At 54.2% G+C, this 24,662-nt stretch carries 21 protein-coding genes; 17 read left to right on the forward strand and 4 right to left on the reverse strand.

Going from position 1 to position 24,662, the window contains the following annotated elements; all coding sequences use genetic code 11:
* The first annotated feature begins 23 nt into the window (after positions 1 to 23).
* The 4 genes from E6C51_RS03875 (at position 24) to hflX (ending at position 5,562) form a co-directional block, all read left to right on the forward strand.
* Positions 24 to 2,294, forward strand: a complete 2,271-nt coding sequence (locus tag E6C51_RS03875; protein ID WP_190235108.1) for a sensor histidine kinase NtrY-like — start codon at positions 24 to 26, stop codon at positions 2,292 to 2,294.
* Positions 2,284 to 3,648 carry a nitrogen assimilation response regulator NtrX gene (gene ntrX, locus E6C51_RS03880; protein WP_190235109.1) on the forward strand — a complete coding sequence of 455 codons (1,365 nt, stop codon included), beginning with the start codon at positions 2,284 to 2,286 and terminating at the stop codon, positions 3,646 to 3,648. The genes E6C51_RS03875 and ntrX overlap by 11 nt, the downstream gene beginning before the upstream one ends.
* 181 nt (positions 3,649 to 3,829) lie before the next feature.
* A complete protein-coding gene (gene hfq, locus E6C51_RS03885) occupies positions 3,830 to 4,072 on the forward strand; it encodes an RNA chaperone Hfq (protein WP_075640898.1) in 243 nt (80 codons plus the stop codon).
* 134 nt (positions 4,073 to 4,206) lie between these two features.
* On the forward strand, positions 4,207 to 5,562 hold the full coding sequence (gene hflX, locus E6C51_RS03890) for a GTPase HflX (RefSeq protein WP_190235110.1): 1,356 nt from the start codon (positions 4,207 to 4,209) through the stop codon (positions 5,560 to 5,562).
* On the opposite strand, the gene mazG is transcribed toward hflX, so the two are convergent.
* Complete coding sequence (gene mazG / locus E6C51_RS03895) at positions 5,559 to 6,398, reverse strand: nucleoside triphosphate pyrophosphohydrolase (RefSeq protein ID WP_190235111.1); 840 nt, start codon at positions 6,396 to 6,398, stop codon at positions 5,559 to 5,561. The genes hflX and mazG overlap by 4 nt on opposite strands.
* A gap of 24 nt (positions 6,399 to 6,422) precedes the next feature.
* On the reverse strand, positions 6,423 to 7,010 hold the full coding sequence (locus tag E6C51_RS03900; RefSeq protein ID WP_190235112.1) for a deaminase: 588 nt from the start codon (positions 7,008 to 7,010) through the stop codon (positions 6,423 to 6,425).
* Positions 7,011 to 7,234: 224 nt separating this feature from the next.
* Between E6C51_RS03900 and cysG the strand changes: the two genes are divergently transcribed.
* From cysG to E6C51_RS03930, 6 genes are all read left to right on the forward strand, one after another.
* The gene (cysG, locus tag E6C51_RS03905; protein WP_190235113.1) at positions 7,235 to 8,677 is read left to right on the forward strand and encodes a siroheme synthase CysG; all 1,443 of its coding nucleotides are present in this window, start codon (positions 7,235 to 7,237) and stop codon (positions 8,675 to 8,677) included.
* A gap of 2 nt (positions 8,678 to 8,679) precedes the next feature.
* A complete protein-coding gene (locus E6C51_RS03910; RefSeq protein WP_075640894.1) occupies positions 8,680 to 8,994 on the forward strand; it encodes a DUF2849 domain-containing protein in 315 nt (104 codons plus the stop codon).
* Between the two features lie 8 nt (positions 8,995 to 9,002).
* Positions 9,003 to 10,676 carry a nitrite/sulfite reductase gene (locus E6C51_RS03915; protein WP_190235114.1) on the forward strand — a complete coding sequence of 558 codons (1,674 nt, stop codon included), beginning with the start codon at positions 9,003 to 9,005 and terminating at the stop codon, positions 10,674 to 10,676.
* Positions 10,677 to 10,688: 12 nt separating this feature from the next.
* Entirely contained in the window at positions 10,689 to 11,192 is a 504-nt protein-coding gene (locus E6C51_RS03920) for a DUF934 domain-containing protein (RefSeq protein ID WP_190235115.1), read from the forward strand.
* A 177-nt stretch (positions 11,193 to 11,369) separates the two neighbouring features.
* Positions 11,370 to 12,182, forward strand: a complete 813-nt coding sequence (locus E6C51_RS03925) for a ferredoxin--NADP reductase (protein ID WP_190235116.1) — start codon at positions 11,370 to 11,372, stop codon at positions 12,180 to 12,182.
* 660 nt (positions 12,183 to 12,842) lie between these two features.
* Positions 12,843 to 14,603, forward strand: a complete 1,761-nt coding sequence (locus tag E6C51_RS03930) for an ATP-binding protein (RefSeq protein ID WP_190235117.1) — start codon at positions 12,843 to 12,845, stop codon at positions 14,601 to 14,603.
* Positions 14,604 to 14,811: 208 nt separating this feature from the next.
* Here E6C51_RS03930 and E6C51_RS03935 read toward each other — a convergent pair whose 3' ends face one another.
* Entirely contained in the window at positions 14,812 to 15,441 is a 630-nt protein-coding gene (locus E6C51_RS03935; protein WP_190235466.1) for a GntR family transcriptional regulator, read from the reverse strand.
* 553 nt (positions 15,442 to 15,994) lie between these two features.
* Between E6C51_RS03935 and E6C51_RS03940 the strand changes: the two genes are divergently transcribed.
* The 4 genes from E6C51_RS03940 (at position 15,995) to E6C51_RS03955 (ending at position 20,212) form a co-directional block, all read left to right on the forward strand.
* Positions 15,995 to 17,011 (forward strand): septal ring lytic transglycosylase RlpA family protein, encoded by a 1,017-nt coding sequence (locus E6C51_RS03940; RefSeq protein WP_230987084.1) that lies wholly within the window; start codon positions 15,995 to 15,997, stop codon positions 17,009 to 17,011.
* A gap of 139 nt (positions 17,012 to 17,150) precedes the next feature.
* Complete coding sequence (locus tag E6C51_RS03945) at positions 17,151 to 18,386, forward strand: D-alanyl-D-alanine carboxypeptidase family protein (RefSeq protein ID WP_190235118.1); 1,236 nt, start codon at positions 17,151 to 17,153, stop codon at positions 18,384 to 18,386.
* 127 nt (positions 18,387 to 18,513) lie between these two features.
* Positions 18,514 to 19,191: a dTMP kinase gene (tmk, locus tag E6C51_RS03950; protein WP_190235119.1), complete on the forward strand. Its 678-nt coding sequence runs from the start codon at positions 18,514 to 18,516 to the stop codon at positions 19,189 to 19,191.
* Position 19,192: 1 nt separating this feature from the next.
* Positions 19,193 to 20,212 (forward strand): DNA polymerase III subunit delta', encoded by a 1,020-nt coding sequence (locus E6C51_RS03955; RefSeq protein ID WP_190235120.1) that lies wholly within the window; start codon positions 19,193 to 19,195, stop codon positions 20,210 to 20,212.
* A 20-nt stretch (positions 20,213 to 20,232) separates the two neighbouring features.
* Here E6C51_RS03955 and E6C51_RS03960 read toward each other — a convergent pair whose 3' ends face one another.
* Complete coding sequence (locus E6C51_RS03960; RefSeq protein WP_230987055.1) at positions 20,233 to 21,033, reverse strand: sulfite exporter TauE/SafE family protein; 801 nt, start codon at positions 21,031 to 21,033, stop codon at positions 20,233 to 20,235.
* A 453-nt stretch (positions 21,034 to 21,486) separates the two neighbouring features.
* Between E6C51_RS03960 and metG the strand changes: the two genes are divergently transcribed.
* Genes metG through E6C51_RS03975 form a run of 3 tightly spaced genes read left to right on the forward strand, consistent with a single transcriptional unit; the run spans position 21,487 to position 24,655 of the window.
* Complete coding sequence (gene metG / locus E6C51_RS03965; protein WP_190235121.1) at positions 21,487 to 23,031, forward strand: methionine--tRNA ligase; 1,545 nt, start codon at positions 21,487 to 21,489, stop codon at positions 23,029 to 23,031.
* A 6-nt stretch (positions 23,032 to 23,037) separates the two neighbouring features.
* Complete coding sequence (locus tag E6C51_RS03970; RefSeq protein ID WP_190235122.1) at positions 23,038 to 23,820, forward strand: TatD family hydrolase; 783 nt, start codon at positions 23,038 to 23,040, stop codon at positions 23,818 to 23,820.
* 7 nt (positions 23,821 to 23,827) lie between these two features.
* Positions 23,828 to 24,655: an MBL fold metallo-hydrolase gene (locus tag E6C51_RS03975; protein WP_190235123.1), complete on the forward strand. Its 828-nt coding sequence runs from the start codon at positions 23,828 to 23,830 to the stop codon at positions 24,653 to 24,655.
* The last annotated feature ends 7 nt before the right edge of the window (positions 24,656 to 24,662 follow it).

Below are 24,662 nucleotides of genomic sequence, written 5' to 3' on the forward strand. Positions count from 1 at the left end.
TGCGAAAACAAGACTGGATAGAGATGCGCCGAGCGGCAACACATTCTGAGCGAGAAGCGACTGCTGTATTGCAGCAGGAGCGGCGGTCCTCATTCGCATTGCCGGGTTTGTTGCTGGCGGGTGGCGCGCTGGCATGTGCCATTTTTTCGCTGCCTGTTCTTTTGGGGCTGACACCAATTGCGCCGACGCAGACCGTTCTGATCGGCTCAGCCATTGTTAATTCTCTGTTCGTCGTCTGCCTCATTTATCTGATTGGTCGTGAGGTTCATCGGCTGGTGCAGGCCCGCCGACGCGGAAGGGCAGCCGCGCGCCTGCATGTGCGCATTGTGGCGCTGTTTTCCATTGTTGCCATCACGCCGGCGATTTTGGTGGCAATTTTCGCCACAATCACGCTGAATGTGGGGCTGGATCGCTGGTTTTCCATTCGCACGCAATCAATCGTCAGCTCGTCGATGAATGTTGCGCAGGCGTATTTGATGGAGAACGCCAGCTATTTGCAGGGCCAGACCATTTCTATGGCCAATGACCTTGAGCGCAATCGATCACTATTTTTCCTCGATCGCACCGGCTTTATTGATTTGATGACCCGCCAAGCCAAGGGGCGCGGTTTGCTTGGTGCATTTCTTGTCCGCAAGGACGGGACTCCCATTGTTGAGGCCAATATTGCCACGAACGGCACTTTGCCGCCGATACCTGAAGACGCGCTTGCCAAAGCTGCCGCTGGCCAACCCACGTTGATTCCGCCAGGCTCCACCAATCTTGTGGGTGCCATCATGAAGCTGGAATCCCTGAGTGGTGCCTTTCTTTATACCATCCGTGCCGTTGATCCCAAGGTCATGCAGGCGATGCGTGAGATGGAGGATAACACCGCCGAATACAAGGCGATGGAGGCGGGGCGGGCGACGTTGCAAATCGCGTTTGCGGTGCTTTATCTCGGTTTTGCGCTGATTGTGCTTCTAGCCGCCATCTGGACCGCGATTGCCGTTGCCGACCGCATTGTGCGCCCTATTCGTTTGCTGATTGGTGCTGCCGAACACGTGGCGTCTGGCGATATGAATGTGGTGGTGCCGGTGCGTGTGGCCGATGGCGATGTGGGCAGCCTGTCACGCACCTTCAATAAAATGATCTCGCAGATCAGAACCCAGCGTGATGAAATTCTCGAAGCGAAAGACGAGGTCGATGACCGCCGCCGGTTTATCGAAGCGGTGCTATCGGGTGTGACGGCGGCCGTGATTGGCGTTGAGGATGATGGCTCAATCACCATTGTTAATCCATCTGCTGAGCTGTTTCTGGCGCGCACACAAGACGAATTGATGGGGCAAAAGCTTGATGCCGTAGCGCCCGAAATCAATATCGTGTTTGCCGAGGCGGCCCTTCGCCATCGCGGAGACTTCCGCAAGCAGGTTAATTTTATTCGTGGTGGCAAAGAGCGGACACTCTCTGTGCAGGTGACTCGCGAAGAAACTCGCAATGCGGCCGAATCCTACGTTATCACCCTTGATGACATTACCGATCTTGTGATTGCCCAGCGCTCAACCGCGTGGGCGGATGTTGCGCGCCGCATTGCCCATGAGATTAAAAATCCGCTGACCCCCATCCAACTCTCTGCCGAGCGGCTGAAGCGTCGGTTTGGCAAGCAGATTGATGACGCTGATCGACCCGTGTTTGATCAATGCACAGACACGATCGTGCGGCAGGTGGAAGATATTGGCCGGATGGTGGATGAGTTCTCGTCCTTCGCCCGTATGCCAAAGCCGACCAAACAAAGCGCCGATCTGCGCGACATTTTGAAAGATGCAATCTTTTTGCGCGAGATGGGGCACAGCGATTGCAGCTTCACGCGCGAATTGGGCGATGCGCCGTTGCAAGGGTCGTTTGACGCGAGAATGCTGGCGCAGGCCTTCGGCAATCTCATCAAAAATGCGGTTGAAGCCATTGAGGCGGTGCCAAGTGATGCGCCACAATTGCCCGGTCACGTCTGGATCTTGACCCGGACTGACGAAAGCCGCGACAGCTATGTGGTGGACATTATCGACAATGGCAAAGGATTGCCGGTGGAAAACCGTCACCGCATTCTGGAGCCCTATATGACAATGCGTGACAAAGGCACCGGCCTGGGTTTGGCAATTGTCAAAAAAATCATTGAAGAACATGGTGGTCAGCTTGAATTGCATGATGCACCAGCCGAGTTTGACGGAGGCCGTGGTGCGATGATCCGCGTTGTGCTTCCGAGACAGGCTGGCACCGCCTCTGCTGACGCGCATAACGGTGAGGAAGTAGCCTATGGCCTCTGACATTCTGGTTGTCGACGACGAGGAAGATATTCGCGAGATTGTCTCTGGCATTCTCAGTGATGAAGGGCATGAGACGCGCACGGCCCATGATGCGGACAGCGCGCTTGCGGCCATCTCGGATCGTGCGCCGCGCCTGATTTTTCTCGACATCTGGATGCAGGGCAGCCGGTTGGATGGTCTGGCGCTGCTGGATGAAATCAAGGCCCGGCATCCCGATCTGCCAGTTGTGATGATTTCCGGCCACGGTAATGTCGAGACAGCGGTCTCTGCCATCAAGCGGGGCGCGTTTGATTTTATCGAAAAGCCGTTCAAGGCGGATCGGTTGATTTTGATTGCCGAGCGGGCTTTGGAAAACTCCAAACTCAAGCGCGAAGTATCGGACCTGAAACGCCGCACAGGTGATTCCAGCGAGTTGATTGGCACGTCCGTTGCCGTTTCACAATTGCGCCAGACCATTGAAAAAGTGTCGCCAACCAACAGCCGTATCATGATTGTCGGGCCGTCTGGCAGCGGCAAGGAATTGGTGGCGCGCATGATTCATAAGAGGTCGTCGCGGGCTGCAGGGCCGTTTGTGACCTTGAATGCCGCGGCAATCACACCGGACCGCATGGAAGTTGCCCTGTTTGGCACAGAGGGTGGCCCCGGCCAGGCGCGCCGCATTGGTGCGCTTGAAGAGGCCCATCGCGGCATTCTCTATCTCGATGAAGTGGGCGAAATGCCGCGCGAGACCCAGAACAAGATTCTGCGGGTTCTGGTGGATCAGCAGTTCGAGCGCGTTGGCGGCTCGAAGCGGGTCAAGGTGGATGTGCGGATCATCTCTTCTAGTGCCTACAATCTCGAAAGCATGATTTCGGATGGCGAGTTTCGCGAGGACTTGTTTCACCGCTTGGCTGTTGTGCCAATTCGGGTGCCCGCCTTGTCGGAGCGGCGCGAGGATATTCCGTTTCTGGTGGATATGTTTGTGCGCCATATTGCCGAGCAAGCGGGCATTCGTCCGCGCAAAATCGGTGACGATGCCATGGCGGTGTTGCAGGCCCATGATTGGCCGGGCAATATTCGCCAGTTGCGCAACAATATCGAACGCCTGCTGATCCTTGCACAAAGCGATAGCCCGGATACAACAATCACCGCCGAAATGCTGCCAGCGGATCTGGGCGAAATGCTGCCAAAAGTCTCTGGTCGCAGCGATTACCAGATCATGACGCTTCCTTTGCGGGAGGCGCGGGAGATGTTTGAGCGTGATTATCTGATTGCGCAGATCAATCGTTTTGGCGGCAATATTTCACGCACCGCTGAATTTGTGGGCATGGAGCGGTCAGCACTTCATCGTAAACTCAAATCCCTCGGGGTTTGATGGGGTGTTCCGAGCGCAAAGCGATCTGGCAATGAATTCAAATGGATTTTTCCAGATTGCGGAATGCTCGCTGATTTGATACCAAACTCTCCCAAGGGGCATGAGGGCAGTTTGTCCAAAAAATCAGATAGAAAATCTCCAACCGGTATCCCCGACCGGCAAAATAGAAAGAAGCGGCGCCATGGCGGAACGTTCTCAGAATTTGCAGGACCTTTTTCTCAATACGGTTCGCAAGCAAAAAATTTCATTGACGATTTTTTTGATCAATGGTGTTAAATTGACCGGCGTTGTCACCTCGTTTGACAATTTTTGTGTGCTGCTGCGTCGCGATGGGCATTCTCAGCTCGTTTACAAGCATGCCATTTCAACCATCATGCCCGGTCAACCGATGCAGATGTTTGAAGGCGAAGAGAGCACAGCTTAATCTTCAGCGCACCCATCGGTTCATTCTCTTTCCCCGGTGATCGCGCCGGGGAATTGGCGTTTCTATTTCAAGACAGGAAAACGGCTATCTCAAATCGGGACACAACATCGGATTCTATTATCCCTGAACAGGAAATGCACCGCGATGATATGCGCGCAGTGGTGCTCGTACCTGTGCTCAAGCAGGCACGTTCGGCTGAAAAACCGACAGGAGAGAGTATTCCGGCGCCCACCCGCAGCAATGAGAGCCGTTTGGAAGAGGCAATGGGGCTGGCCCGCGCCATTGATCTCACCGTTGTTGAAGGGTTGATTGTGTCGATTAATCAGCCGCGCCCGGCAACCTTGATGGGCAGCGGCAAGATTGAAGAAGTAAAGGCATTGCTGGATCATCACGATGCGGGTCTGGTGATCATTGATCATCCGCTCACGCCCGTTCAGCAACGCAATCTCGAAAAAGAATGGAATGCCAAGGTCATTGACCGCACGGGCCTCATTCTTGAAATTTTCGGTCGTCGCGCCTCCACCAAGGAAGGCACGTTGCAGGTTGATCTTGCCCATCTGAACTATCAAAAGGGCCGTCTGGTGCGCAGCTGGACCCACCTGGAGCGTCAGCGCGGTGGTGCCGGTTTCATGGGTGGTCCCGGCGAAACCCAGATTGAAGCCGACCGGCGCATGCTGCAAGATCGCATTGTGCGGCTGGAGCGTGAGCTGGAGCAGGTGGTGCGGACCCGTCAGCTTCACCGTGCCAAGCGCCGCAAGGTGCCCCATCCGATTGTGGCGCTGGTTGGTTATACCAATGCCGGAAAATCCACGCTGTTCAACCGTATCACGGGTGCTGGCGTGTTGGCCGAAGACATGCTGTTCGCCACACTGGACCCGACCCTTCGGCGCATGAAACTGCCGCAAGGTCGCACGGTTATTCTGTCAGACACGGTTGGTTTTATCTCCGATCTGCCAACTCACTTGGTTGCCGCCTTTCGTGCGACGCTGGAAGAGGTGTTGGAAGCAGACCTGATCTTGCATGTGCGCGACATGGCCGATCCGGACAATGGCGCGCAATCGGGCGACGTGCTGCGCATTTTGAGCGATCTCGGCATTGACGAAAAAGCGCGTGATGAGCGCATCATCGAAGTTTGGAACAAGATCGACCGGCTGGAGCCGGAAGCCCATGACGCCATTTTGCAAAAAGTCGCCGCCCGCAAAAACGTAATTCCGGTCTCGGCCCTGAGCGGCGAGGGCGTGGATGCCCTGATGGATGTTATCTCGCAGCGGCTTTCAGGCGTGCTGACAGAAGCAACCGTTATCATCCCCGCCGATAAACAGGCCGTTGTCTCTTGGGCCTATGAGAATGCGGTTGTTGATGGTCGCGAAGACATGGAAGACGGCTCCGTCAGTCTTGATTTGCGCCTCACAGATCGCCAGGCCGATGAGCTGGAGCGAAAGCTTGGCGTTTTGCAAGGCCAAGTGAAAGAGGATTGGGAGCGGGATTAAGATCCCGCTATTCCTCGTTCCAACTTTTTAGCCTCCTGCCAAAGCTCTTCCATGCGGGCGAGGCTGGCATGTTCGAGGCTTTCTCCGTTGGCGCGCAATGTTTTTTCGATATAGCCAAAACGGCGACGGAATTTGACGTTTGTGCCGCGCAATGCCTGCTCCGGATCAGCTTTGACATGACGGCCGATGTTGACCAGTGCGAAGGTGAGATCGCCCAATTCATCCTTGATCTTGTGTTGATCGCCCTCGCGCATGGCTTCGCGCAACTCGGCAATTTCTTCCTCGATCTTGTCGAGGATCGGCTCGGCCTTATCCCAATCAAAACCAACTTTTGCGGCCTGTTCTTGCAGTTTCACGGCTTCGGTGAGGGCAGGAAATGTGCGCTGCACAGAGCCAAGCAGGCCGTCTTGAAACACATCCGCCATGCCACGCGCTTTACGGCGGGCTGCCCGTTCGCTCTTTTCCTGCTTCTTGATGGTGTCCCACTGCTGCTTCACCGCGTCTGGCGTGTCGGCATCTGAGCGAGCAAAGACATGCGGATGGCGGCGGATCATTTTTTTGGTAATCGCCTCCACCACGTCCTCAAAGGTAAAAAGCCCGCTTTCCGATGCGATTTGCGCATGGAAAACCACTTGCAGCAGAAGATCGCCCAGTTCCTCGCACAGATCATCCGGGTCGTTGCGCTCTATGGCATCAGCCACCTCATAGGCTTCTTCCAGCGTATAGGGTTTGATGGTCTCAAATGTCTGGACAATGTCCCATGGGCAGCCGGTTTCCGGCTGGCGCAGAGCAGCCATGATCTCAAGCAGCCGCGCAATGTCCTTTGAAGGTTCCATGAGTCCCTATCCTTTTATAGGTTTTTAATTCAGCGGGATGGCGTTGCCGCTTTTGCCGGATTGATATTCCGTGGAAAGATCCGCGTAGAGGCTGCGGATTTTCTGCGATTGGGCAAGAAGGCTGCTCCGTCTTGAATCATCCTCAACTTCGATCAGGTCTTCAATGGCAAAACTGTTCCAAAAGGCATTTTGTTTGCGATAGCCACCCGGCTCAAGACCAAATACTTCTTTGAGAATTTTCAAATCATGCGGAATGGCAAATGCATCGCGGCTGTCTTCATGGGTGAAGAAATAGTAGAAATTATCAAAGCCCGCCCAGGTGATGGCCGACATGCACATGGTGCAGGGTTCGTGCGTGGAGAGAAAAATCAGGTCTTTGGTGTCTGGCCGTTCGCTCATCTCATAGAAGCGCTTCAACGTGTGCACTTCGCCGTGCCACATCGGATTTTCCAACTCGTTATTGGTTTCAGCTATCACCAGAGACAAATCGGATTTGCGCAAAACGGCAGCACCAAACAGCTTATTGCCAGCCGCCACCCCTTGTTGGGTGAGGGGAATAATATCATGTTCAATCACGTCAAGCAGGCGCGCAGTCAGGTTTTGGTCGGTCATGGCTAGCCTCATATGAGAATCTTGTCTGGCATTTAGCCTTAAAGGGGAGTTTGAGGCAAAGGTCGGTCAATAAAATAAAGAAAATTGTGCGCTGCGGGTTGCTTTTGCTATGATCAGCAAACAGGCTAGCAAAGAAATATCGGCATGGAACAGAAGGCGGATTTCTGTTTCTTCAACAAACTGGTATTTGCACCGATAATGCCGCTAAACAAGGGATTGGTCCATTGAGCGTTGATTCTGAAAAACTGTCGGTCTTTCCGGCCTTCTTTCGCGTTGAAGGCGCGAAAGTGGCTGTGTTTGGCGATGGTGATGAAGCGTTTGCCAAAGCGCGCTTGATCAGCAACACATCAGCGAAGATCATTGCCTTCACTGCGGATCCTGAGCCAGACTATGCTGCCTTTTTAAAGCGCAAAGCCATTGAGGTCGATGGTTCGTCTTTTTCGCCAGTCTTGCTTCAGGGCATGTCTTTGGTGTTTGCGGCCACCGGCGAGGGTGCTTCTGATCGTGTGATTGTGGATGCTGCCCGTGCTGCTAAAATTCCGGCAAACGCTGTGGATCAGCCCGATTACTGTGATTTTTATACGCCCGCACTGGTGAACCGTGCACCGATTGCCATTGCCATTGGCACGGAGGGTGTTGGTCCAGTTTTGGCGCAAATGATCCGCGCCGGTATTGATCGGCAATTGCCGCGCTCTCTCGGCAAGCTTGGTCGTTTGGCCAACAGCTATCGCCGCGCTGTTGATCGACTTGTGCCGCGTGGCGTGGCGCGCCGCCTGTTCTGGCGCTCGTTTTTTCAAGGTGACGTGGCTGATGCGGTGGAAAGCGGTGATATCAGCGCCGCGCGCCGTCAGGCGACAAAATTGCTCAAGGGTGCCGCCACCGCCTCTCGCGAAGGTCGGGTGTTTCTGGTGGGTGCAGGGCCGGGTGCAGAAGATCTGCTTACGCTTCGCGCTCATCGTTTGATGATGGAAGCGGACGCGATTGTGTTTGACGCTCTGGTGCCTCAGGCTGTTGTTGATATGGGCAGGCGCGATGCCGAGCGCATCTCTGTTGGCAAGCGCAAAGGCTGTCATTCCAAATCGCAAAACGAGATCAATGATTTGCTGGTCGAGCTTGGACGGGCCGGCAAGCGTGTGGTGCGGCTTAAATCAGGCGATCCGCTGATCTTTGGGCGCGCTGGCGAAGAAATGGCAGCCCTGCGCAATGCCGGTATTGCCTATGAGATTGTGCCGGGCATCACCTCTGCTTTGGCGGCGGCAGCGGATTTTGAACTGCCCCTGACGCTGCGCGGTGTATCGTCTACGCTTGTGTTCACCACCGGCCATGATTTGAACGGTGATGTCTTGCCAGATTGGGCGCGGGTTGCTCTGTCAGGTGCAACTGTTGCCGTGTATATGGGGCGAAGCGTTGCGGCCTCGGTTGCAGAACGGCTGATGGCTGGTGGTCTGGCTCCGGATACCACGGTTGCCGTGGTGGAAAACGCAGGCCGCGGCGACAAGCGCTTGCTGCATGGCACGCTTTGCGAGTTGCCGGACCTTGAAAACCGCACCGAATTGACCGGGCCGGTGATGGTGATTATTGGCGATGCCGTTGCGGGCGCAAATTTTGTCCATTCTGAACCATTGGGTGCAACCATTGGTGCCGAACACAACATGATGAAGGTATGAGCATGGCAGAGAAAGTCTTGACTGCAAACCGCTTGAGCGATGGCATTGCCGTTTGGCTTGATGCTTCAGGTCAGTGGACCGAAAAATTGCAGGATGCATTTGTGGCGCGCCATGCCGAGGCCGAATCTGCACTTGAAAACACCGGAAAGCAGGCTTTGGCCGACAATCTGGTGGTTGATGTCAACATTATTGATGTGGAAGAGCGCAATGGCACGCTTTGGCCCTTGCGCTTGCGCGAACGTATTCGCGCGGAAGGCCCAACCATGGCCTATGCCGATGGCCACGGTTTTGCCGATCCTGATTTTATAGCCGCCTGAGGAAGACTATGTATCGTTACGATGAATTTGACCACGCTTTCGTGTCCGCTCGCGTGGACCAGTTTAGTGATCAGGTGGCACGCCGTCTCAAGGGCGAAATTTCGGAAGACGCTTTCAAGCCGCTGCGCTTGATGAATGGCGTATACCTGCAGTTGCATGCTTACATGCTGCGCGTTGCCATTCCTTATGGCACGTTGAATGCAAAACAGATGCGGATGCTGGCCCATGTGGCGCGGAAATATGACCGTGGTTATGGTCACTTTACCACCCGCCAGAACATTCAATACAACTGGCCAAAATTGTCGGACACTCCGGCGATTTTGAAAGATCTGGCCAGCGTTGAAATGCACGCCATCCAGACCTCGGGCAATTGCATTCGCAACGTCACGGCAGACCATTTTGCCGGTGCGGCGCAAGATGAAGTGGCCGATCCGCGCCCCTATGCCGAGATTTTGCGGCAATGGTCTTCCGTTCACCCGGAATTCTCCTTCCTGCCGCGCAAGTTCAAGATTGCCGTAACGGGTGCCGAGCGCGACCGCGCCGCTATTCAGGTGCATGACATTGGCTTGCATGTGAAAAAAGACGAAAACGGCAATCTTGGTTTTGCGGTTTACGTGGGCGGCGGCCAGGGCCGTACGCCGATGATTGCCAAAAAGGTCAAGGACTTCCTGCCCGAAGAAGATATGCTGTCTTACATCACCGCCATTGTGCGGGTGTATAACCTGCATGGCCGCCGCGATAACAAGTACAAGGCCCGTATCAAGATTTTGGTGCACGAAACCGGCACGGAAGAGTTGACCCGTCAGTTTGATGCCGAATTCGCAAACCTGAAGGACAGTGTGTTGAAACTGCCCGAGGGCGATATTCGCGCCATCGAGACCTATTTTGCCATGCCGGACCTGCCAGCCCGCGCAGAAGGCTGGGAAGCGCTGGCCAAGGCGAAAAAGGCTGATCCAGCTTTTGCCGCTTGGGTATCGCAAAATGTGCAGGCCCATAAAAACCCTGACTACGGCATGGTGACCATTTCGCTGAAACCCATTGGCGGCACGCCGGGCGATGCCACGGATGCGCAGATGGAGCTGGTGGCTGATTTGGCCGAGCGCTACGCTTTTGATGAAATCCGCGTCAGCCACGAGCAGAACCTGATTTTGCCGCATGTGGCAATGGCCGATCTGCCAGCGCTGTATGAAGCGCTCAATGGTGCCAAATTGGCCACCGCCAATGCCGGTTTGATCACCGACATCATTGCCTGTCCCGGCCTGGATTATTGCGCGCTGGCCAATGCGCGCTCTATTCCTGTGGCGCAGGCGATTTCCAACCGCTTTGGTTCGCAAGCCCGTCAGGCTGAAATTGGTGAGCTAAAGATCAAGATTTCCGGCTGCATTAATGCCTGTGGTCACCACCATGTGGGCCATATTGGCCTGCTGGGCGTGGAAAAGAAGGGTGCCGAGCTTTACCAGATCACGCTGGGCGGTTCGGGTGATGAAAATTCGTCGATTGGTGAAATCATCGGTCGTGGTTTTGAGCCGGAGAAGGTCACGGATGCCGTTGAAACGGTGGTCAACACCTATCTGGGCCTTCGCCTTGATCCGAAGGAAACTTTCCTTGAGGCTTACCGCCGCGTGGGGCCAAAGCCCTTCAAGGAAGCCCTGTATGGCGGCGCAACCGCTGAAGCTGCGTAAGGAGTGCTGCCAATGACCCGTATCTGGAAAGAGGCTGGCTTTGCGGAGCAAGACCCTTGGATTATCGAGACGGAAGAGCTGAAAGCAGGCGAGGGGCAGAAAGCGCTCCTGCCGCTGGATGATTTTCTGGCAGCGGTGGAAGAGAGCAACACCGTTGATTTTGGCGTGGTCATCGCCCCGGCTGACGATGTGACCAAGCTTGCACCTTATCTCGACCGTATCGCGCTGGTTGCGGTGAAGTTTCCAGCGTTTAACGATGGCCGTGGTTTCAGCCATGCGTCACTGCTGCGCGATCGGCTGAACTATCAGGGCGAAGTGCGGGCCGTGGGCGATGTGTTGATCGACCAGATCCCGCTGATGTTGCGCACCGGCTTTGACAGCTTTGCCGTGAGCAATGCGGTGGCTTTGGCGCGGCTGGAAGAGGGGCGTTTGCCCGGCATTGCCAACCACTACCAGCCTGCCGCGCGCGGCAATGGTGCGGTGGAAGGTTATAGCTGGCGCCGCCGCTCGGCCTGAGGAATGATGATGAGGCGCACAAGTGCAGAGCCGCACTGTCCATACCGCCAAAGCCTCTCTGGTTTTTGGCGGTAATTTCGGCTATAGGCTCCGCACAGGCGGTAAATTTAAAATTGCTACAGCGCGCTTGATGAACTGCTGCGCTGTCGAGACGAGATTTGAAGGATTCGACCTCCCATGAACGCTCCCGTAAAGACCGACAATGCCGAATTGATCGTGCCAGAAGGCGTTTACGCCGAAACGGTGCTGAGCGTGACGCATTACACCGACCACCTTTTCCGGTTTCGCATGACGCGGCCTGCGGGCTTTCGCTTCCGCTCTGGCGAATTTGCCATGATTGGCCTGATGGTGGAGGGCAAGCCGCTCTATCGCGCCTATTCTATCGCCAGCCCAAGCTGGGATGAAGAGCTGGAGTTCTTCTCCATCAAGGTGCCAAACGGCCCGCTGACCCAGCATTTGCAAAAAATTCAACCCGGCGACAAGGTTTTGATGCGCAAAAAGCCCACCGGCACGCTGGTGCTGGACGCGCTCACCCCCGGCAAGCGCCTCTACATGTTCTCCACCGGAACCGGCATCGCGCCCTTTGCCAGCCTGATCCGCGACCCAGAAACCTATGAAAAGTTCGAGGAAGTCATCCTCACCCACACCTGCCGCGATGTGGCCGAGCTGAAATACGGCTTTGATTTGATCGAAGAAATCAAGGCCGATGAAATGCTAAGCGAAATCGTTGGCGACAAGCTGAAACACTACGCCACTGTCACCCGCGAAGACTACGCCTTCCAGGGCCGCATCACCGACCTTATTGAAAACAGCAAACTCTTCACTGATCTCGGCGTTCCCCCACTCAACCCCGAAATCGACCGCGGCATGATCTGCGGCTCCACCGCAATGTTGAAAGACACCAAGGCACTGCTGGAAAAGGCAGGACTGACCGAGGGGGCGAATAACAAGCCAGCCGAGTTTGTGATTGAGCGGGCGTTTGTGGGGTGATTTGTGTTGTCCTCTTGCGGGACTACTGCACTTCTCAAGATAGGTTTTCTTTTGTTTGAAGAAAGCTTGATGGGTAGCAAAGCGTAAAAAAATCGCGCTTTTACCGAAAGTAAGTAGCTTTTAAGCGATAAGAGAAGCGCATAAATTGCGCTTATGTCATGTGACGAGGCGTTGTCAGCTTTGCGCCCTCGTTGCGGATATCCGTGCTCTGTAACTGAACCGAGGTGTTATATCGTGGTGGAAAGCTTCGGGGTCGAATTTTCTTAGGTCTAGGTGAGCAGACTGGCTGCGTTGAGCATCGGCATGGTTGGCTTTAATTTCTGACATGACAATTTCTTTCTATCTCGATGGAGAAGAATGGAAATGAATGAGAGCCTTTTGATCTCGTGATCGAAGGGAAGCCATCAATCTGCGACTGGTAAAACTTAACGATCGGCACTGTCGTAACAGGTCGATAGGTGTGAATACACGCCGCGGTCGTTCAGCAGAAAACACGCGACGTCCGGTCCAGTTCGAGATAACGGTTAACGTTAGGGTCAATTTCCTTATTTGGTTCATTCCAGGCCGCACTGTTTCCTGTGGGGGGCTTGTCGATGAAGGTTACGCACACTTATTTTTTCTGCTATCTATGATTTATATGCGGGTTGGGGAACGCGTTTTATGAATGATGTGCATTTTTCAGTTAATACGCGTCTGACAAGACTTCTTGGTGAAACCTATCGATCGAGTGAGGCAGCCCTAAAAGAATTGGTAGACAACGCATGGGATGCTGATGCCGAAAATGTCTGGATCACATTGCCTACGCCTATGTCGACTGATCCGATTATTGTCCGGGATGACGGTTCTGGAATGACATCTCTGGAAATGAGGAAAGAATATCTGAACATTGCCAGCGATAAGCGGGCACGCACAGGCGAAAGGACACCTGTACTCAAGCGGAAAGTCAAGGGTCGTAAGGGCATCGGTAAGTTCGCCGGTCTGTCATTGGCAAGCAGGATGGATGTTTCAGCTGTCGCCCGAGGTCGGAAATGCAACCTGACGATAGACAAGCTCGTTTTAGCCCAGAATGAGAACGATCTGGAAGCTGTGCCTCTACCATTCATCGAGGAGGATGCAGGCGAAGCTCATGCAGGCACGACAATCATTCTGTCCGGTCTCGATAGCCGATTGAATTTTCCTACGCCCGATCGTTTTCGAGAGATCCTCGTCCACGAATACGGCCGGGAGGATGCCTTCAAGGTATTTGTAAATGAGGTGCAGTTGTCGGTAGATGATGTTCCGGGCGTATTAAAAGAACATGAGAAAACTCTTGCAGAGAGCGGCTCAGCTCGCCTGAAGTTTACCATTGCAGACGGCAAGAAAGCACCCAAATCACCGGGCATAGTGCTCAAGGTTGACGGAAAAGTCGTCGGGAAGCCGATGATGTTCGGCTTAGATGATGACGAGGAAATTCCCGTCAAGCTGTTGAGTAGAGTTTACGGAGAGGTGCAGCTCGAGGGAAGCGACCATTTCGTAACTGCCGATTGGGGTGGGGTAATTGAGAATAGCAAGGCGTTTCAGGAAGTCCAATCTTATGTGAAGTCGATTGTCAAAGAAGCGCTTAAGGAGAGCCACTCTCGCGATATGAGCCTTCAGCTAGCTCGATTGAAGAAGCAGTTGGATGCTAGGTTGAAAGACCTTCCGGAGCATCGCCGACGGTATGCTGAGGAAGCGCTACATAGAATTCTACAGCGTTTCTATAGGGAAAGTGAAGAGCGCATTGCGACTATCGCAGAGGTCGCGCTTGACGCAATGGAACATGATGCCTACTGGGCCGTACTCGAGCGGATAAATGCCACCGACCGCACAGATGTCAGTTCCTTTGCAGCGGCGCTTGAAGATTTTGGTATAGTTGAGCTCTCTGGGATCGCTGCACAAGCGACCAGACGGTTGAGATTTCTGGACTATCTGGAGGAGCTTATTAACAACGAGGCGACCCTTGAAATGGATGTTCATAAGGCTTTCGAGACGAATTTGTGGCTTCTTGGTCGCCAGTACGCTCTAATGTCATCAAACACCACATTGAAACGAGTCATCGCGAACTATAGTGACAAGAAATTTGTGGGCGAACGGGCGTCGAAGCGACCTGATCTTCTTTTGTCGCAGGATCTAGCCGACAGCTATCTGCTTATTGAGTTTAAACGCCCCAACCATCCGATTTCTCGGGATGACATTGCTCAAGCCGAGCAATATCGTGATGACTTGTCGGGGACGATCACGTCAAGTAGCCCGTTGAGGATATTGATGATCGGTAAAGGTGCCGCAGCTGCTATGGACAAGAGATATGGGACGGACATGACGACAGTCAGTTCTTACGCAAGCGTCCTCTCGTCCGCTCGGAGGGAACTCGAGTGGCTGATTTCATCTCTAACCCGTCCGTAGATCGTCCGTTCGTTGGTTAATATCGTCGTAAACCACATGACAGTATTGACAAGCTGTTGATCTACAGGGGCCGGTGCATGCCGCTACTTTTGGCGCCGCGTTAGCTAAACCCATTACTTATCACGTAAAGCGGCAATTCCGCTCCCGGCCCCCGTGTTTTAATTCGAATCTTTGCAAAGTGATTTTAAATTTGGCACGGCTTATTGTCTCACATAGTAGCAGTTTGTCCCCGGTCCAAGTATCCCAACAACGCCACCATCGCTGCCTTCGCAGCACCCTCATCCCCATCCTTAATCGCCCGAATAACCCCCACATGCAGCGACACCGAGCGGTCCATCTTCTCCAGCGTTGCTGTTGAATACCAAATCCGGCGGGAGTGCGTTTGGAGGGGTTGCAGCGAGGCGGTGAGGAAGGGGTTGGGGCAGGCGGCTTCCAGAATTTCGTCAAACACTTTGTCGGCGGCCAGAAAGTCGTCAATGCTGCCTTCTGTTGCGGCACCCGTCATGGCTTTGGCGCATTGAACCAAGGCTTGTCGCTGTTCCGCGCTGGCGTTGGTGGCGGCGAGGGCCGCAGCCAGGGGTTCCAATTGTTGGCGTACAGTCATGATCTGGCTGTGGTGTTCTGGCGCAATCTGCGAGATTTGCAGCCCAACGCGCGGGCGCACCACAATCAGCCCTTGCCATTCCAATTTCTGAATTGCCTCGCGCACCGGCGTGCGGCCATGGCCTGCAAGCTCGATCAGCTGCTTTTCCGTCACCTTTTCGCCGGGGGCGAGCTTGAGGGTCACAATCAAATGCTCCAACGCGCGATAGGCGTTGCTACTCTGCGATGTTTGAATGTCCGACATGCGCTCTCCCCAAAAGCCGATCAACGCGCCCTGAATTTGTCCGTCTATAGCGGATTTTTCAAAAATTCACCAACTGATATATCAGGGGCAGATAGTGGAAATTAACATATGTGGTTTGCGCTGATATATCAGAGCTTGTTTTATGCAGCCCAAAGAGTGCGGAGTGGCTGGGGTTTTATCCTAGTAGAAAACACAGGAAACGCAGGATGAAGGCATCAAAGTTCATTGCTTCAGTGCGCGATTTCAGCAGCGAATTACCGGTGATTTTGAGAATGTGGCGACCTGGCCTTGGTGGTCGTAATTAGTAATTCATTAACCATAGCAACAAGTTATTCAATAAAGGCTTTAACCATAATCGTATTTTTGCCATTTTGTCCCCATGTAGATTATGGCACGATCTGTTTCATTCGGGGACAGTAATGTGTGTTTCAGGTGTGAGTGACCGCGTCGCGGTACAAGCCGGTGTCTTGGTACGTTGATGGGGATGAGTATCTTGAAAGTTCGTGGTCCAGTTTCAGTCTCGCTGCGTTTGGCCGTTGTGGTTATGGCAGGTGCAGCCGTGGCTTCGTGCGGCACCACGCATTCTGGTGACAAGGTCAGCAGCTCCAAAAAGCGCAGCAAGGAATATTTCGCCGAATCCGCTTATGGCGTAAAGGCCAGCCCGCGCGTGGTAAATGGTGGTCCTGTGCCGAAAGGTGGCGGTCGCCGTTTGGTTGGTGATCCCTATGTGGTTGCTGGCAAGGTTTATAAGCCCCGCGAAAATCCCAATTATGACGCAACCGGCCTGGCCTCGTGGTATGGTTCGGCCTTCCATGGTCGCTACACCGCCAATGGTGAAGTGTATGATCAATACGGCATTTCTGCTGCTCACCCCACCATGCCGCTGCCCAGCTATGCCCGCGTAACCAATCTTGATACCGGAAGCTCGGTGATCGTTCGCGTCAATGACCGCGGACCATTCCATGCCAATCGCTTGATCGACCTTTCGGAAAAGGCGGCACAGTTGCTGGACGTGAAAGGCCATGGCACAGCCCATGTGCGGGTAAAATATGTCGGTCCTGCGGATATGAGCGGTCATGACATGCCTTATTTGATGGCCTCTTATGTGCGTAAAGGCCAGCGCGGCCCGGGCATCGATCCCATGGGCGGTGGTCAGATTGCAAGCGGCGTGATGGTGGCTTCCAATGCGCCAGTTGCACCAAAGGAGAGCTTCTTTGGTCGCTTCGCTGGCCCGGCAGAAACGCCTCGGCCAATCGCAAAATCAGCGAAGCCAACCGCCGCCCCATCGCCAGCTATGGCCTATACCAAGCCAGCAACCCATGCAGACGTCGCGATTGCATCGCATAACGAAGCTGTGCCTATGCCAGCCCAGCGCCGGGAGGCTTCCTGGAGTGCTCCTGTAACGCGCAGCCATACGCCAGCGGTTTCCGTTGCGCGCAATGAAGCACCATCTTATGCGCCAAAGCCTGCTCGTACAACGCCAGCCAAGCCTGCTGCACCGCGTTCCAACGGCGGCTTGCCGCCGGGTTGGGTTGTTGGTCCATCGGGCATTGGGACGTAAGCGGCTTAGATTTTTCTGGACCCGGCCAGCTGGAAAATCTAAGCATGGGAAGAAGCAGAGCGATTCTTTTATGCTGTGATTTCTTCCTGAAAACAGGCGTTTGGCGCGGATGCGTCCAACGTTTTTGCAAGAGGTGGCAATGCATCTGAGCTTGCCGATCAAAAAAAATGCCCTTGGGTTTGCCAGCGCCTTTGTTGTGCTGGCTTTTGCAGGTGTGCAGCTTGCCACGCCTGCGTTTTCGCAAAACCCGCCTGCCGCAACAGATAGGCCTGCGTCCAATTCGTCAGCGCCAGCGGTGTTTGCCACAGAAGCCAAGCAGGTGTTGTTGGTTGAAGAAGAGACCGGCAGTGTTCTCTTTGAGAAAAATACATCAACACCTTTCAGTTCGGCCTCGCTCTCAAAATTAATGACAGTGGAACTTGTGCTGGATGCCTTGAAATCCGGCAAGCTCTCGCTGACGCAAGAATTTCCTGTGTCGGAATATGCCTGGCGCACGGGTGGCGCCCCCTCGCGCACCGCTGCCATGTTTGCAGCCGTGCGCTCCCGCGTTCCCGTCGAGGCTTTGCTCAAGGGTGTCATGGTGCAGATGGCCAATGACGCCTGCCTTATTCTGGCCGAGGGCATGGCAGGATCTGAAGAGAATTTTGTAAAATTGATGAACGAGCGGGCCATTGCCCTTGGTTTGAAAGATAGCCATTTCGCCAATGCCACGGGCCTGCCAAACCCGGACAATAAGGTCAGCGCCCGTGACTTGATCACGTTGGCAGAGCACATCAAAAACACCTATCCTGAGTTCTACAAGCTCTACTCCCAGCCTGAGTTCGAGTGGAACCGCATCACGCAGCGCAATCGCAACCCGCTGTTGGGGCAGGTGCCGGGCGTTGATGGGTTGGTCGCCGGTTTTGCTGAGGGCGAGGGCTATTCTATAGTGGCCTCCGCCGAGCAAAACGGTGTGCGGCTCTATCTGGCATTGGCCGGAAGCGCCACCGAACAGACCCGGCGCGATGATGCCGCAAGAGCGTTTGCCTGGGGTTTTTCCGCGTTTGAGAAGAAGCGGTTGTTTGAGGCCGGGCAGATCGTGGGCAAAGCGAGTGTCTATGGCGGCGAACCCGGCGAAATTTCTTTGGCCTCTCCGCAGGCCGTGGATGTTTACGTGCCAAAGGATGCGGCGGGCAAGCTGACAGCAAAGCTTGTTTATCGTTGGCCCTTGCGCCCGCCCATCGAGCAAGGGCAGGAGGTGGCGCGCCTTCACATTCTGCTTGGCGATAAAGAGTTGCGCGATTTGCCTTTGCAGGCGGTGGAGCCTTCAAAGCTCGGTGCTTTGATGAAGCGGGTGCGTGACGCCTTGGTGGAATTGCTGTTTTCGTGGGTTTAAGTGCCAACAAAGGACCATTTCTGCGTTCGTTTGAGCATGCAGAGGTTTCGCGTCTTTGCGGCTTGCGATAAACAGCAACCATTCAAACCTGACGCCCAGAGAGTTGGGCGAAAGAAAGAGCGTAAAATTGGCATTGGGTCGTGGATTGTTCATCACTTTTGAAGGCGGCGAGGGGGCAGGTAAATCCACCCAGATCAAGCTGTTGCAGGCGCGCCTGACGGCTTTGGGCTTTTCGGTGGTGGTAACGCGGGAGCCGGGCGGCTCGCCCGCCGCCGAAGCGCTGCGGCATGTTCTCTTGTCTGGTGCTGCCGAGCCATTCGGGGTGGAGATGGAGGCAATTCTCTTTGCTGCTGCCCGCAACGATCACGTGGAAACGCTGGTGCGCCCGGCCCTGTTGCGCGGTGATATTGTGTTGTGTGACCGCTTCATGGATTCCTCCCGTGTTTACCAAGGGGCGACAGGCAATCTGCAACCCGCCTTTATTGAAGAGTTACAGCGTTTGGCGGTGAACGGCGTTGTGCCGGATCTGACCATTATTCTCGACCTTCCGGCCAAGGCCGGTCTGGCACGCGCACAAAAGCGGGCAGGGGATGCTGGCGAAAATACCCCTGATCGCTTCGAAAAAGAGGAATTGGCAACCCATGAACGTCGCCGCGATGCTTTCTTGATGATTGCCAAGGCGGAGCCGCACCGCTGCCGCGTTGTCAATGCGCAGGCTGAGATCGGGCAGATCGAAGAGGATATTTTCGAGGTGTTGCAGCCGCTTTTGAGCGGCTTTGAGCATGATGCGAAAAAGGTGAACTGATATGGAAACACCCGGTATTCTGGATGGGGCCATTGCACCCTTTGCCAACACAAGGCTGTTTGGTCACAATGATGCCGAGAATTTCCTGGCGCGTTCCTATCAATCGGGCAAACTGCACCACGCCATTCTGATCGAAGGACCGCAGGGCATTGGCAAGGCAACGCTGGCGTTTCGCTTTGCCCATCATGTTTTGTCGCATCCAGAGCCAGAAGCTGCCCCCGTTGTGCTGTCTGATCCCGATCAGGATTCCTTGGTAGGACGGCAAATTGCCTCTGGTGCGTCCCATAATCTGCTCCATTTGAGCCGCCCGGTCGATGAAAAAACCGGCAAGGTAAAATCCTACATCACGGTGGAAGAGGTGCGCAAAGCGGGGCATTTCTTCTCTCAAACCTCCGGCAGTGGCAATTGGCGCATCGTGATTCTTGATCCTGCCGATGATATGAACCGCAATGCGGCAAATGCCATTTTGAAAGTGCTGGAAGAGCCGCCAAAACGGTCACTGTTTCTGGTGCTGTCGCATGCACCGGGCAAGCTCTTGCCGACGATTCGCTCGCGCTGCATGCCTTTGAAGCTGAATCCGTTAAGCGTGCCGGATCTTACCCAGGCCTTATCGCATCTTGGCACACGGATCTCGCCCGAACAGGCCGCCATGCTGGCAACCGATGCCAAAGGCAGCGTGTCGCAAGCGCTGAAACTGATCAATTATGGCGGTGTGGATATTATCAATTCTTTCAATGACATGTTGGCCAATCAAGGGCCTGCGGCGCGAAGACAGATGCACAAGCTGGCCGATGTGCTATCGGCCAAGGACAGTGACGTTATTTTTCAATTTTTCATTGAGCACATCACCGAATTTCTGATGGATAATGCAAAGCACGCCGCAATGGCGGGCGATATCAACCGCGCCGAAAAACTGTCGCGGCTTTCCAGTGGCATTATTGAAAAACTCGGCGTTGCGTCTGCCTATAATCTTGATCGCAAGCAAAGCTTGCTGGAAGTGTTGGCTGAAGTGGCTGCGTGAGGGCAGCCACAGCAGTCCACTCAATGAGTGATAAGTTTTAAGGCCACAATCACCAGCACGATGGCAAGGGTGGTGCGCACGGCTTTTTCTGGCAGTTTTGGCGCGGCATAGCTGCCCAGAATGATACCGGGAATCGACCCGATCAGCAGCGAAATCAGCAAAAGCCAGTTCACATCGCCAATCATCCAATAGCCCAGGCCGCCAAGTAAGGTCAGCGGTATGGCATGCGCAATGTCTGAACCAACGATGTCATTGATTTTGGCGCGCGGATAAAGAAAAAGCAGGGCGGTGACGCCGATGGCTCCAGCGCCAACCGAGGTCATCGTGACCAGCACACCCAAAATAATGCCCAGTAGCAGCGTGGCCGCATCAATTGTTCTGGGGCTTGGCGTGCTGTGTCTTTTCAGCCATTGCATTTCATAACGCATCAAAAGATCGCGAAACAGCAGGATCAAAGCCGTTATCATCAGCATGATGCCGAGGCTTGTGGTCAAAATCGCCACAGAATGGGCGCTCTTGCGATCCATGCCACTCATAACCCAAAGGGTGATGGCGGTTGCTGGTATGCTGCCCAAAGCCAGAAGCCCCACCAGGCGCCAACGAATATGGCCGTGGCGATGGTGAACAGCCGTGCCGGCCATTTTGGTAATGGCGGCGTAGAGAAGGTCTGTTCCAACCGCTGTGGTCGGGTGAATTCCAAAAAGAAGAACCATGAGCGGGGTCATCAGTGATGCTCCACCCACACCCGTAATACCCACCAGAGATCCAACGAGAAAGCCGGAAAGCGATAGCAGCGGGTCAAAAGAAAAATTTGTCAGCAAACTATGTCTCCGGGTGTGCCACCCTGTGTGTTCTCGACCTGATCTAAAGAGCTTTCAGCCATGGACTCACGATGAATGACGTATTTTCAAATAGTTAGGAGGCTATACCACTTCTGGCGATAGGCAGCCAAAGATTTTCTGGTCTTGTTTTTGCCTCAATGAAGAAAAGACTCCCTGAAATTTCCTCTAGGTCAGATATTTGTTTCTCCGGCATGGGGCGCAGAGCAGCACCGTAAATGCAGTGAACCAAATGCAGGGCAATCTGGTCAAGTGCAATCCGCATCTTTGCGCAAACGGTGTTTAGGAGAGAGATAGAACCAGACATGCACAATCGTTGCGCAATCCAATAAATCGCATGGCGCTTTAAAAACTTGTTGTTTCGCATAGTGCCAACATGCGTTAAGAGCGGCATACACTTTATAAAGACAAGACGCGGACTCCAAAGGCCGATCCATGAAAGACACATTCTACATTACCACCGCCATTTCCTATCCAAACGGCAAGCCGCACATTGGCCATGCCTATGAGTTGATCGCAACCGACGCTATTGCGCGGTTTCAGCGCCTCGATGGCAAGGATGTGTTCTTTCTGACCGGCACAGATGAGCACGGTCAGAAAATGCAGCAGACCGCGCGCAATGAAGGCATTACGCCGGAAGAGCTGGCCAAGCGCAATTCCGATGAATTCCGGGCAATGGGCAAGCTGCTGAATGCTTCCAACGACGATTTCATTCGCACCACCGAGCCGCGCCATCATGAGGCTAGCCAGGCGATCTGGAAGCGAATGGAAGCCAATGGCGATATCTATAAGGATAGCTACGCTGGCTGGTATTCGGTGCGCGACGAGGCCTATTACACCGAGGATGAAACCTCGGTGCGCGATGGCGTACGCTATGGGCCACAAGGCACACCCGTGGAATGGGTGGAAGAGGAAAGCTATTTCTTCAAGCTCTCAGCCTATGAAGACAAGCTGCTGAAACTGTACGAAGACCAACCCGATTTCATTGGCCCCAATGAGCGCCGCAATGAAGTGATGTCGTTTGTCAAATCCGGCCTTAAGGATTTGTCGGTGTCGCGCACCACGTTTGACTGGGGCATCAAGGTGCCCGGCGACGACAAGCACGTCATGTATGTCTGGGTCGATGCGCTGACCAATTACATCACCGCAACCGGCTATTTGACCGATGAAAATGGCCCGCGCGCCAAATATTGGCCAGCCGACGCCCATATCATCGGCAAGGATATTATTCGCTTCCACGCGGTGTACTGGCCAGCGTTTTTGATGTCTGCCGGTTTGCCGCTGCCAAAGCGGATCTATGCGCACGGCTTCTTGCTCAACAAGGGCGAGAAAATGTCGAAGTCGCTGGGCAATGTTGTTGATCCGGTTAATCTGGTCAATCACTTTGGTCTCGATCAGGTGCGTTTCTTCTTCTTGCGCGAAGTATCGTTTGGACAGGACGGCAGCTATTCGGAAGAGGGCATTGGCACCCGCATCAATGCCGATCTCGCCAATGGCATTGGCAATCTTGCCAGCCGTTCCTTGTCGATGATCGTCAAGAATTGCGATGGCAAAATTCCGCAGCCCGGCGAATTGACTGAAGCCGACAAGGCTATTCTGGCTGTTGCCGATTCTGCGATCACCATTTGCCGCGACGAAATGGCGACCCAGCAGGTTCACAAAGCTGTTGCGGCCATCATGAACATCGTCAACGAAACAGACCGCTATTTCGCGGCTCAAGAGCCATGGGTGCTGCGCAAGACGGATGTGCCACGCATGGAAACGGTGCTATACGTCACCGCCGAAGTGGTGCGCCAGATTGCCATTCTGTTTCAGCCGATCATGCCAGACAGTGCGGCAAAGCTTCTTGATCTCGTGGCCGTGGCACCACAAGATCGCAGCTTTGCCAAGCTGGGCGAGGCGGGTCGCCTGACACCCGGAACCGTTCTGGAAGCACCTACTCCGGTGTTTCCACGCTATGTTGCCCCTGAAAAGGCTTGAGACACCATGCTGATTGATACCCATTGCCATCTGGATTTTGCCGATTTCGACAGCGAGCGAGACGAACTCGTCAAGCGCGCCCATGATGCTGGCGTAAAGCAGATGGTGACAATTTCGACACGCGTGGCAAAGTTGGATGCGCTGCTGGCATTGACGCAGCGCTATCCATCGGTGTTCTGCTCGGTTGGCACCCATCCGAACAATGCCAATGAAGAGCTGGATATTTCAGCAGATGATCTGGTGCGACTGGCCAATGCCCATGACAAAATCGTGGCGATCGGCGAATGCGGTCTGGATTATTTTTACGATACGCAAACGCCGCAAGACCAGAAAACGGGCTTTTTGCGCCATATTGATGCTTCACGCCAAACCCAATTGCCGCTGGTGATCCACAGCCGCAGTGCGGATGAGGACATGGCAGCGATTTTGACGGAAGAGACAGACAAGGGGGCCTTCCCCTTCATTCTGCATTGCTTCTCTGCTGGTGAAGCGCTGGCCAAAACCGGGGTTGAGCTTGGAGGCTATATCTCGTTCTCAGGCATTCTAACATTTCCGAAGTCGCAAGAGCTTCGCGATATTGCCAAGGATGTTCCGCTCGATCGCCTGTTGGTGGAAACAGATGCGCCCTATCTTGCGCCCAAGCGCTGGCGCGGCAAGCAAAATGAGCCTTCTTACGTGGTCAACACCGCCGAAGTGCTGGCCGAGGTGAAGGGGTTGAGCTATGCCGAAATGGCAAAAATCACCACGGACAATGCGTTGAAGCTGTTTTCCAAAATGCCAAGGCTATGATTGATCCATGACCTATCGCCGTCGTTTCACCATTTTGGGATGTGGCTCTTCGCCGGGCGTTCCGCGGATCAATGGTGAGTGGGGCAATTGCAATCCCGATAACCCGAAAAATCGGCGCACAAGGGCTGCGTTTCTCATTGAGCAATGGCATGAGGACGGCGGCAAAACCACGGTTCTGGTGGATACCGGCCCTGATGTGCGCGAACAGATGGTGCGTGCAGGCGTCAGCGAAATTGACGCTGTCGTCTACACCCATGCCCATGCGGATCACCTGCACGGTATTGATGATTTGCGTGGCTATGCCATGATCCAGCGGCGGCGCATTCCAATCTATGCTGATTCTGAAACCATGCGTCGCATTGAGGCCGGTTTCGGCTATTGCCTGAAAACACCAGAGGGCAGCAGCTATCCACCGATTGTGGAACCGCATGTGATTGAAACACTGGATCAGCCGGTGGTGATTGAAGGGAAGGGGGGGAGCATCCCTCTGCTGCCGCTGTTGCAGCATCATGGTGATATCACGTCTTTGGGCTTTCGCATCGGCAATGTGGCTTATTGCAGCGATATTTCCGACTTCCCGGCGGAAACGGTGCAGCGCTTGTCGGGCTTGGATGTGCTGGTGATTGATGCCTTGCAATACAAAGAACATCCAAGCCATCTCTCGCTGGAGCAGGCGCTTGGTTGGATCAAAACCCTGTCACCTCAGCGCGCTATTTTGACTCACATGCATATTCCGCTTGATTACGACAGAGTCATGAGTGAAACGCCTGCCAATGTAGAACCTGCCTATGATCAGATGCAATTTGAAACCAGTCTGGTGACATTTGAAATTTGATCCAACC

Origin of the sequence: Gillisella terrae, assembly GCF_004801395.1 — a bacterium.
Lineage (GTDB): Bacteria > Pseudomonadota > Alphaproteobacteria > Rhizobiales > Rhizobiaceae > Allorhizobium > Allorhizobium terrae.